The following is a 553-nucleotide window of genomic DNA, read 5'->3' as shown; positions in this document are numbered from 1 at the left end:
ATTTAGAAACTGAGCCCCACCGAAGTCGCTTTTTTGGTTTCTTCAGCCTATGTGTTACCGCAACCACTGGTGTGGCTTTGGCTGGTAATCTGCTAACCTTCCTGATTTTTTATGAACTACTAACGCTCACAACATATCCGCTGGTAGTGCATCGCGGTAGTGAAGCGGCGCGTAAAGCTGGGCAAACTTATCTGCTGTATACTCTTGGCGGTGGCAGCCTGATGCTGCTGGGGACGGTGTGGCTTTATACTCTGACTGGCAATCTGGAATTTATCGAGGGTGGTTTTCTTAGTAGTTTGAGCGCGCAGCATCATACTTCGTTGGTGGTTGTTTTTATTTTGTTGATGATTGGACTGGGTGTAAAAGCCGCGTTAGTACCGTTACATGGTTGGCTGCCAAAAGCTATGATAGCGCCTGCGCCCGTCAGTGCTTTGTTACATGCTGTTGCAGTGGTGAAAGCCGGCGCTTTCGGTATCGTGCGTGTGGTCTATGAAGTGTTTGGTATAGAGTTTGCGCAGCAGCTTAATCTTTTGAGGCCACTGGCTATTGCAGC

The 553-nt window shown here is 48.6% G+C and carries 1 protein-coding gene; it reads left to right on the top strand.

Annotated features, from left to right (window positions below; genetic code table 11):
• Positions 1–553 (top strand): proton-conducting transporter transmembrane domain-containing protein (locus ACS8FD_RS23575; RefSeq protein ID WP_439277635.1); only part of this gene is annotated, 553 nt, incomplete at both ends.

The organism is Psychrobacter sp. 1U2, assembly GCF_051847575.1.
This window is presented reverse-complemented; position numbering and strand designations above follow the sequence as displayed.